The 9,204-nt window shown below is 72.3% G+C and carries 9 protein-coding genes, 1 other RNA gene and 1 pseudogene; 4 read left to right on the forward strand and 7 right to left on the reverse strand.

All coding sequences use genetic code 11. The features are described from left to right. Positions 1-355, reverse strand: a transfer-messenger RNA (tmRNA) gene (ssrA, locus tag FJ309_16490). 351 nt (positions 356-706) lie between these two features. Between ssrA and FJ309_16495 the strand changes: the two genes are divergently transcribed. Beyond that, positions 707-1,756, forward strand: a complete 1,050-nt coding sequence (locus FJ309_16495) for a DUF1573 domain-containing protein (protein MBM3956178.1) — start codon at positions 707-709, stop codon at positions 1,754-1,756. Further along, positions 1,695-1,889, forward strand: a complete 195-nt coding sequence (locus FJ309_16500) for a hypothetical protein (protein ID MBM3956179.1) — start codon at positions 1,695-1,697, stop codon at positions 1,887-1,889. Before FJ309_16495 ends, FJ309_16500 begins: the two co-directional genes overlap by 62 nt. Here the strand turns inward: FJ309_16500 and FJ309_16505 are convergent. Continuing rightward, on the reverse strand, positions 1,865-3,028 hold the full coding sequence (locus FJ309_16505) for a citrate synthase (GenBank protein MBM3956180.1): 1,164 nt from the start codon (positions 3,026-3,028) through the stop codon (positions 1,865-1,867). The genes FJ309_16500 and FJ309_16505 overlap by 25 nt on opposite strands. Further along, a complete protein-coding gene (locus FJ309_16510) occupies positions 3,025-3,981 on the reverse strand; it encodes a methylisocitrate lyase (protein ID MBM3956181.1) in 957 nt (318 codons plus the stop codon). Before FJ309_16510 ends, FJ309_16505 begins: the two co-directional genes overlap by 4 nt. 71 nt (positions 3,982-4,052) lie before the next feature. Between FJ309_16510 and FJ309_16515 the strand changes: the two genes are divergently transcribed. Together FJ309_16515 and FJ309_16520 are read left to right on the forward strand one after the other, a co-directional pair. Then, positions 4,053-5,654 carry a hypothetical protein gene (locus FJ309_16515; protein ID MBM3956182.1) on the forward strand — a complete coding sequence of 534 codons (1,602 nt, stop codon included), beginning with the start codon at positions 4,053-4,055 and terminating at the stop codon, positions 5,652-5,654. Beyond that, positions 5,651-6,325: an HAD family phosphatase gene (locus FJ309_16520; protein MBM3956183.1), complete on the forward strand. Its 675-nt coding sequence runs from the start codon at positions 5,651-5,653 to the stop codon at positions 6,323-6,325. Before FJ309_16515 ends, FJ309_16520 begins: the two co-directional genes overlap by 4 nt. Before the next feature lie 7 nt (positions 6,326-6,332). On the opposite strand, the gene FJ309_16525 is transcribed toward FJ309_16520, so the two are convergent. The 4 genes and pseudogenes from FJ309_16525 to FJ309_16540 all read right to left on the reverse strand — a co-directional run bounded on the left by FJ309_16525 (position 6,333) and on the right by FJ309_16540 (position 9,140). Then, positions 6,333-6,647 (reverse strand): hypothetical protein, encoded by a 315-nt coding sequence (locus FJ309_16525; GenBank protein MBM3956184.1) that lies wholly within the window; start codon positions 6,645-6,647, stop codon positions 6,333-6,335. A 50-nt stretch (positions 6,648-6,697) separates the two neighbouring features. Further along, positions 6,698-8,014 (reverse strand): tyrosine--tRNA ligase, encoded by a 1,317-nt coding sequence (locus tag FJ309_16530; GenBank protein MBM3956185.1) that lies wholly within the window; start codon positions 8,012-8,014, stop codon positions 6,698-6,700. Next, the gene (gene ispD / locus FJ309_16535) at positions 8,005-8,745 is read right to left on the reverse strand and encodes a 2-C-methyl-D-erythritol 4-phosphate cytidylyltransferase (GenBank protein MBM3956186.1); all 741 of its coding nucleotides are present in this window, start codon (positions 8,743-8,745) and stop codon (positions 8,005-8,007) included. The genes FJ309_16530 and ispD overlap by 10 nt, the downstream gene beginning before the upstream one ends. A 260-nt stretch (positions 8,746-9,005) precedes the next feature. Then, positions 9,006-9,140: pseudogene (locus FJ309_16540) on the reverse strand (RNA-binding protein). Positions 9,141-9,204 lie beyond the last annotated feature (64 nt).

Consider the following 9,204-nt stretch of genomic DNA (forward strand, 5'->3'; position numbering starts at 1 on the left):
TGGAGGCGGCGGGAGTCGAACCCGCGTCCCGTGATGCTTCAGTACGAACGTCTACGTGCGTATCCGGTCGATTTGGATCTCGTCGGCGGGCCCCCGGCCGGCAGGGTGCCTCGCTGACCAGCCCGGAACGTTTTTGACCCCGGCCGTACCAGGCGGTGAACCGGGGCGAGTCGGATTTGGCGACCGATTGGGAGGCCCTTCCGACTGGGGCCATCGCTCGGGGCTACTTAATTAAGCAGCCAGAGAAAACTGAGCTTCGGCAATTGAAGCTTGGTCGACTTTTAACGTGGCCAGCCGACCAACCACGGCACGCGGTCCGGACCTCCGACGATCCGGTCGAAACCAGTACGCCCCCGAGGGTGTCCGGTCCCCATTCGCTCGGCCGCCGTGGGGAACCGGTCCCACCGACGACCTCGGCTCCGGCAGTTCTCGCACGGGCGGAGCCGGACACCGACCTTGCCATCCTAGCAAACCTCCGCGGTGGTATCGGTCGGACTGGACGGGCCGCACCACCCGGCCGCGAAAACGTCGGATCGGCAGCCGCCGACACTTGGGGCGCGCGGGATACTCCCCACGAGGCCTTCGTGCGCCTCACCCCGGGCCCGCGGTCGAGTTGACTCCCGATCGACGGCATCCGTACCCTCTGGTTGTTGGATGGAGCAGGGCCCCGACACACCCCCCTCACTGGACCGTCCACCCCCTAACAATGAACCTCCCGCGCACCACCCTCGTCGCTGTCTGTCTCGCCGTCGTCTCGGCCGCGCCCGCCGTGGCCCAGGACTGGGCGAAGAAGATGTTCACCGAAACCTCCCACAACTTCGGCACCGTCGCCCGGGGCGCGAAGACGGAGCACCGGTTCGTCTTCGCCAACACCTACAAGGAAGACGTCCACGTCGTCTCCGTGCGGTCGAGTTGCGGGTGCACCTCCCCCAAGGTCTCCCGCCACGACCTGAAGACCGGGGAGAGTGCCGAGATCATCGCCACGTTCAACACCCACTCGTTCGTCGGCCAGCGCGGCGCCACGCTGACGGTGACGTTCGACAAGCCGTTCTATGCCGAGGTCCAGCTCCGGGTCAGCGGCAACATCCGCGGCGACGTCGCCTTCACCCCCGCGTTCGTCGACCTCGGCAAGGTGCCCTTCGGGAGCGGCGCCGAGCAGAAGGTCCGCGTCTCTCGGTCGGGTGATTTCCCCTGGGTGATCCAGGATGTCCGGAGCGTCAATTCCAATTTCGAAGTCATGCTCTCGAAGCCGCAGCGGAGCGGCGGCCAGTCGTCGTACGACCTCACCTTCCGGCTCAAGCCCGGGGCTCCGGCGGGGTTCCTCAAGGGCCAGTTGATCCTCGTCACCAACGACCCGCGGGCGACGCAGATCCCGATGGACGTCGAGGGTTTGATCGTGGCCCCGGTCACCGTCAGCCCGCAGCTGCTGGCGATGGGCGCCGTCCCCTGTGGCGGGACGGTGACGAAGAACGTCGTCGTCAAGGCCGACCGGCCGTTCAAGGTGACGGGCATCGATTGCGGCGACGACTGCATCACCTGCCCGGCGAAGCCCGAGCCGGCCCTGGTCCACATCCTGCCGGTGACGTTCAAGGCCGGCGACGCGACCGGCAAGATCGAGCGCGAGCTGAAGATCGCCACCGACCTGGGCGAGAACGTCGTCCCGAGCGTGTTGGTGCAGGCCACGGTCGAGCCGGCTGCCGAGGCCCCGCCGGCCAACGGCGCGGGGCCGGCGACATCCGCCGCCGCGGCGTTGTGAACCGCCCGGCGCTTTTCGGCACGCAGGCGCGGGCGTGGTGGCTCACCCGGGCCGCCACGCCCCGCTCGCTTTCCGGTGCTGGCCGCGGCGACGTCGGGCCAGGCCGATCTACCGGCTCCCGAGGGGCCGGTAGTCGCGCGGGGCAGGGCCGGCGTAGAGCGACAGGGGGCGGATGAGCCGATTGTCCCCCGCCTGTTCGATGACGTGGGCCGTCCAGCCGCTCATCCGGGCGACGACGAAGATCGGCGTGAACACCTTCACCGGCAGGCCGAGGGCGTGGTAGACGCGGGCTGCCGGCCAGTCGAGGTTCGGCCGCAGCCCCTTGCGCTCGAGCATGATCTCCTCGACGCGCCGCGCCAGCGTCTCCAGGTCCTCGCCGGGCGTGCCGCGGACCATCGCGGCGCACAGCTCGCCGAGGAGCTTCGCCCGGACGTCGCCGTGCTTGTAGACACGGTGGCCGAACCCCATCACGACGCGTTTGCCGGCGAACTGCTCCTCGAGCCAGGGGGCGGCCCGATCGGCCGCGCCGATCGCGGCGAGGACCTCGAGGACCTTCTCATTGGCACCGCCGTGGAGCGGGCCCTTGAGGGTGCCGATCGCCGCCACGATCGCCGAATGCATGTCGGAGCCTGTCGAAACCACCGTCCGGGCGGCGAACGTCGAGGCGTTGAACTCGTGCTCGGCGTAGAGGACGAGGGTCGCCCCGAAGGCCGCGACAGCGGCCGCGGTGGGGGCGGCGCCAGTGAGTCGCTCGAGGAGCGCCGGGGCCAGCGCCGCATCGGGCCAGCGGGCCACGGGGCGCCCGGCGACGAGGTCGAGCCAGGCGGCGAGAATCGCCGGCACTTGGCCGATGAGCCGCTCGGCCGCGGCGACGAGGGCGGCATGGGGTCCCGGGGCCTCGTCGCGCGTGATCTGGCCGAGGATGCTGACGCCGGTCCGGAGGGCGTCCATCGGCGCCGCCTCCGGCTCGCGGGCGGCGAGCAGGGCCAGGGCATCGATCACGGTCCGGTCGGGCGTTGCCGCGGCCGCTTGGACGCGCGCCGTGAACCGGCCGTGTTCGGCGCGGTCGGGTAACTCGCCGTGGAGAAGCAGGTAGGCGACATCCTCGAAGTCGGCCGCCCGGGCGAGCGGCTCGATCCCGTAGCCCCGGTAGCGGAGGCCGCTGTCGAGCGACGAGATCGCCGTCTCACCGGCGATCACGCCGGCCAGACCGCGGGCGACAGGCGGGGGTCCGCCGGCCGCGGTGCCGGCGTCGGAATTGGGAGCGGTCATCGCGGCGAGGCTCCATCGGCTCCCGTCGCGCCTCCGAGGCCGTTGGCCTCGAGCCAGCGCTCCGGGTGGGCGGGATCGTAGTCGAGCAGTTCGTACAGCTCCTCCCGCGACTGCATGCTGTCGACGAGCTCCTCCTGCGAGCCCTCTTCGGCGAGGATCGCCAGCCCCGCCTCCATCGCCGTCATCGCCAGGCGGAGGAGTGTCATCGGGTAGAGGACCGCGGCGAATCCGGCCGACTCCAGGTCGTCGCGGTCGAGGAGCGGCCCGGCGCCGAACTCGGTCATGTTGGCCACCAGCGGCAGCCGGCCGCGGAAAACGCCGCCGACCGTGGTGAACTCATCGCGCGTGGCCAGCGCCTCGGGAAACAGCCAGTCGGCGCCGGCGTCGCGGTAGGCCTCGAGCCGGCGGAGGCAGTCGTCGAGGCCGGCGACGCCCCGCGCGTCGGACCGGGCGATGATCACCAGATCGCGGTCGCGCCGGGCCTCGGCCGCGGCGGCCACCTTTTCGGCCATCTCGGCGGCGGCGATCACCTGCTTGCCGGCGAGGTGGCCGCAGCGCTTGCCGACGGCGACCTGGTCTTCGATCTGGATCGCCGCCGCCCCGGCTTCCTCGAGGAGCCGGACGGTGCGGGCCACCTCGTCGGGACCGCCGAACCCGGTGTCGGCATCGACGACGAGCGGAATCGTCACCGCCCGGGCGAGGATCCGGGTCTGCTCGACCAGCTGCGCGCGGGAGAACAGTCCGACGTCGGGCACGGCGAGGCCACCGGCCGACAGCGCGGCGCCCGACAGGTAGACGGCGTCGAAGCCGGAGCGTTCGACGAGTTTCGCGGCGATCGCCAGTGGCGCTCCGACGATCGCGATCTGCCCGGCAGCCACTGCGGAACGGAGCGCGGCGCCGCCGGCGGCCGTGGCGGGGCCTGCCGGGGCGGGAGGGACGGCTTCGGGTTGCATGCCGCTCACTGTATCCTGCCGGAGGGTTGCCGTCGCCCGTGCGAGATCGTCCGGGAAACCAAGGCCGTTTCATGCAGCGACCGGTCCAGTCGACGGCGGCGGTGATCGGGGAGCTGGCAGTGCTCACGCTTCTCTGCGCGGCGACCGGGGCCTGGCCGGTGCCCGACGTCAACGAGACGGTCTACCTCACCAAGGCCCGCCACGCGGCCGATCCCGACTTTGGCCGCGGCGATTTCTTTCTCGAGACACCCGACGGCCACGGGCTGTTTTTCCGTCTCTTCGGCGCGATCGCGGCGGAAATGCCCCTCGAGTCGGCGGCCTGGGTGGGCCGCTGGGCCGGCTGGCTGGCCGTGGCCGTGGGAGCCTGGTGGGCGCTGCGGCCGCTGCTCCCGTCGGCGGCGGCGCGGATCGCCGCCGGGGCGCTGTTCGCGCTGGCGCTGCGGCAGACGACGGCGGCCGGCGAGTGGGTGCTCGGCGGCTGCGAGGCGAAGGTTTTTGCGTGGGGATTCGTCCTGGCGGCGGCAGGCGTCTGGGCCCGCGGCCGGTTTTCGCTCGCCTGGGCGCTGGCCGGCGCGGGCACCGCGCTGCATCCGCTCGTCGGCGGCTGGGCGCAGGTGGCGCTGGTGCTGGCGGCATGGTGGAGCCGGGGGGAACTGCCTCCGTGGAAAGCCAGCGACGTGGCCTGGCTCGGAGCCGGCGTTGCCGCCGCGGCGGTCGGTGTCGTGCCGGCACTGGGGCTGACTGCCGGGGCCGAGGCCGCCGAGCGGATCGCGGCGACGCGGATCTACGTCGTCGAGCGCCTCCCCCATCATCTCCTGCTCCGTTCGTTCGCCGACGGGCTGTGGGCGCGCCACGTCCTCGCGGTGTGCGTGTGGCTCCTCCTCCGCGGCCGGCTGCCCTCGACCCCCGCCTGGCGCCGCAGCGACCGGCTCACGCTGGCGGCGCTGGTGATCTCGGCCGCCGGGGTGGTCGTGTCGCTGGCGGAGCCCCTCGCACCGGCCGCCGTCTACGGGCTGCTCCGCTACTACTTTTTCCGGCTCGCCGACGTGCTCGTGCCCCTGTCGCTCGCGGCGACGGTGGCCGCGGTTCTGGCCGACCGCGCCGTGCTCGCCCGAATCGTGCCCCTTCCCGTCCCGGCGACCCGAGCGCTCGCGGCCCTGCTGCTGGCAGCCGATCTCGCCGGACAGTCGGCCCACTGGCCACTCCCGGGACGCTCCACCCCCGCGCCACGCGCCGATGCCCGAGTCGACGCCCCGGCCTGGCGCGACGCCTGCCGCTGGGTCGCCGCGAACGTCCCCGCCGGTGCCCGGTTTCTCACGCCGCGCGGCGCGGCGAGCTTCACCTGGTTCACCGGCCGTGCCGAGGTGGTCGGCTGGAAGAACAGCCCCCAGGACGTCCCCTCGCTGCTCGAATGGCGCCGCCGGATGATCGACTGCTACTCACGCGACGGCTCGCTCCGCGGGATGGTCAACAGCACGGCCGAACTGGGCCGGCAGCGCGCCGCCGCCGCCGCCGCCCGCTATGGCGCCACCCACGCGATCGTGCCGGTCGACGTGCCCGGCATCGATGACTTCGGTTGGGATCTCCTCCACCGCGCCGGCGTCTACGCCGTGTACCGGATCCCCGCCGGTGACCGAGCCCCTTCCCCGCACGACGCCCCCGCCGACCGATGACGACCTCTGCCGATCCCGCACCGCGCCTCGCCGTGGCCTTCGACCTCGACGGCCTCCTGGTCAACACCGAGGACATCTATCCCGACGTCGGCGCCGAACTGCTCCGGCGCCGCGGCCGCAGCCTCGGCCCGGACCTCCTCGACGCGATGGTGGGGAGGCCGCAGGCGGTGGCCCTGAAGACGATGATCGAATGGCACGGGCTGTCGGACACGATCGAGACCCTGTCGCGCGAGACGCGCGAGATCTTCGTCGGCTTCCTCGACGCGCGGCTGGCGGCGCTTCCCGGGGCGGTGGCGCTGCTCGACCGGCTCGCCGCGGCCGGCGTGCCGCGCTGCGTCGCCACCAGCAGTGCGCCGGACTACGCCCACGACATCCTCGCGCGGCTGGCGCTGGCCGACCGCTTCGCCTGCGTGCTCACCGCCCACGACGTGGAACGGGGCAAGCCCGACCCGGCGATCTACCGGCTCGCCGCCGAGCGGCTCGGCGTGGTCCCCGGGCAGCTCGTCGTGCTCGAGGATTCGCACGTCGGATGCCGGGCGGGCGTGGCAGCCGGCGCGGTCGTCGTCGCCGTGCCGGGCGAACACAGCCGGAGTCACGATTTCAGCGGCGTCAGGCTGGTGGCGGACTCGCTCGCCGATCCCCGGCTCCACGGCCTGCTGGGGCTCGGCTGACGCCGCGTCACTCAACGGCGATGCCGAGCCGGTCGGCCTGGAGGCGGAGCGCCTCGCGGAACGCCGGGAGCGGGTGCCGCTGGCGGCGGCGCACGGCCCACAGGAACGTCGCGTCGACGAGCTTCGGCGGCAACCGGCCCTCCTCCACCAATCCGACGACGCGGCCGATGTAGTCGCGATCGGCGGGGCGCCTCACCTGGAGCCCGGCGACGAGCCGATCCTCGAGGCCGGTGGTGCCGGGGCCGTCGCGGCCTTCTGGGGGGGCGGCGAAGGCCGTCGCGCCCAGGAGCAGGGACGCGAGGGCGAGGCGGAGGGAACGCATGGCGGGCTCCTCGGAGGGGCCGCAGCAGTACGCCCCCGCGCCGGCCCGGGTCAAGGCCGATCGGCGAACCGCGCCAGCGCGTACGACTTCTTTCCCGACCGGAGCACGATCGACGTTCCGCCGACCAGGTCGGCGGAGGTCAGCCGCCGCGTGGGATCCGAGACCCGGCGGTTGTTGACGTAGCCGCCACCCTGCTCGATCGTCCGCCGCGCCGCCGACCGGCTCGGCGCCAGGCCGGTCCGCTCGAACGCCTCGACGACCGCCAAGCCCTCGCCGTCGAGAGCCGTCCTGGAAAACTCGTGGCTGGCGACGTCGGCGAACACGTCGTCGAGCGCCGTCGGGTCGAGGCTCGCCACCTCGGCGCCGAAAAACACCTCCGTCGCCTGCCGGGCGTGGGCCAGGCCGTCGGGGCCGTGGACGAGGCGGGTGAGCTCCTCGGCGAGGCGCTTCTGGCTCGTCCGCGCGGCCGGGTCGCTGGCGCGCTGGGCGTCGAGCGCGCGGATCTCGTCGAGTGGGAGCTCGGTGAGCCGCAGCAGGCAGCGGCCGGCGTCGGTGTCGTCGAGGTTGATCCAGTACTGGTAGAACCGGAACGGGCTGGTGCGTTTCGCGTCGAGCCAGATCGCTCCCGACGCGGTCTTCCCCATCTTCGTGCCGTCCGACTTCACCAGCAGCGGGCAGGTGACGGCGTGGAGCTCGCGACCGCGGAGCCGGCGCCCGAGCTCGATCCCGGCGGTGATGTTGCCCCACTGGTCGCTGCCGCCCAACTGGACCCGGCAGTCGAAGGCGTCGGACAGATGGACGAAGTCCCAGGCCTGGAGGAGCATGTAGCTGAATTCGGTGTACGACAGCCCGCCGTCGCGATCGAGACGCGACTGCACCGAATCCTTGGCGAGCATCTGCGACAGCGGCACGTGCTTGCCGACGTCGCGGAGGAAGGCGAGATAGCCGACACCGCGCATCCAATCGGCGTTGTCGACGACGTGGACGGGACCGGAGGTGACGCGGCCGTCGGGCCCCGGTGCCGCCAACAGGGTGCGGATCTGGTGGCCGATCCCCGCGAGATTGGCGGCGAGTTGCTCCGGGGCGAGCAGGTTGCGCTCCTCGCTCCTGCCACTCGGGTCGCCGATCATCCCGGTGGCACCACCGAGCAGGGCGATCGGTTCGTGACCGGCCGCCGCCACGCGCCGCAGGAGCACCAGCGGCAGCAGGCTCCCGACATGGAGGCTGTCGGACGTCGGATCGAATCCGCAGTAGATCCGTCGCCCGGCCGTGGCGAGCCACGATCCCAGCCCGGCCAGATCGGTCGACTGGTGGACCAGGCCGCGGGCCGCCAGATCGGCGAGGAGATCCGTGTGGTTCAACGCCATCGGTCGTCGTCGCCGAAGGGGTGGTGGGGGCCGGTGAGCTTCGGCTTGGGAAGCGCCTCGAGGCACTTCTCCGCCATCCGCAGGTCCTCGCGCGACGTGATCTTGATGTTGAGGGGCGATCCCGGCACGACGATCACGGGGTGGCCGAGCGCCTCGATCAGCGACGATTCGTCGGTCGCCTGGCTGCCGGGTGCGGTGGCGAACGCCTTCTCGAGCAGCGCCCGCGAGAACACCTGCGGGGTCTGCGCCTCCCACAGCCCGGTGCGATCGACCGTGCCCGAAATCGTCTGGTCGGCGGCGACGCGCTTCAGCGTGGCGACGACCGGGGTGGCGAGGATCGCCGCCCCCGTGCGGGCACCGGCCGCGAACACCTTGTCGATCCACGCCGCTGCCAGGCAGGGGCGGGCGGCGTCGTGGATCGCGACGACGTCGATCTCGGGGGAGAGTTTTTCCAGGCCGCGGCGGACGGAATCGGCGCGCTGGGCTCCCCCCTCGGCGAGCGTGATTCCCATGAACGCCAGGTTGGCGCCGAACTTCTCGACGAACGCCACACGATCGTCGGGGGCGACGACGATCACCACCTGCTTGACGTCGGGACGGTCGGTGAACCGTTCGGCCGAATGCAGCCACACGGGCCGACCCGCCAGCGGGGCGAACGGTTTCTTGTAATTGGCGTCCTGGAAGCGGCTGCTCTTTCCGGCCGCTGCCAGGATCACGCCGAAGGTGGCCATCGCTGGTCCTGGTGTGGGTGCGGCGTCGACGCGGCCACCGGCTGCTACGGCCGTTCGAGCCGGGGGGCGATCGCCGCGTCCATCAGCGACCGCACCACCGCCTTGGCGGCCGGCTTGTCGCTGATCCAGGCGGCGAAACGCTCACCTTCGCGGCCGTACAAGTCGTGGAGCCAGCGCGGGGCATCGCTGCGGAGCCACTCGCGGAACAGCAGCCAGCGCGGGTCGTCGGCACCGTACACCTCGCGGGCGACCCAGCAGAAGCCGCCGCCCATGCCGCCGCCGCCCATGCCGCCCATCCCGCCCATGCCGCCGCCACCCATCCCGCCCATGCCCCCGCCACCCATGCCGCCCATGCCACCGCCACCCATCCCGCCGGTGCCCATCGCACCGCCGCCGGCGAAGTTGAACGTGGTCACCTGTCCGACACCGGAGAACAGCGGCGTCACCGAGACGCGAACG

The organism is Planctomycetota bacterium (assembly GCA_016872555.1).
GTDB lineage: Bacteria > Planctomycetota > Planctomycetia > Pirellulales > UBA1268 > F1-20-MAGs016.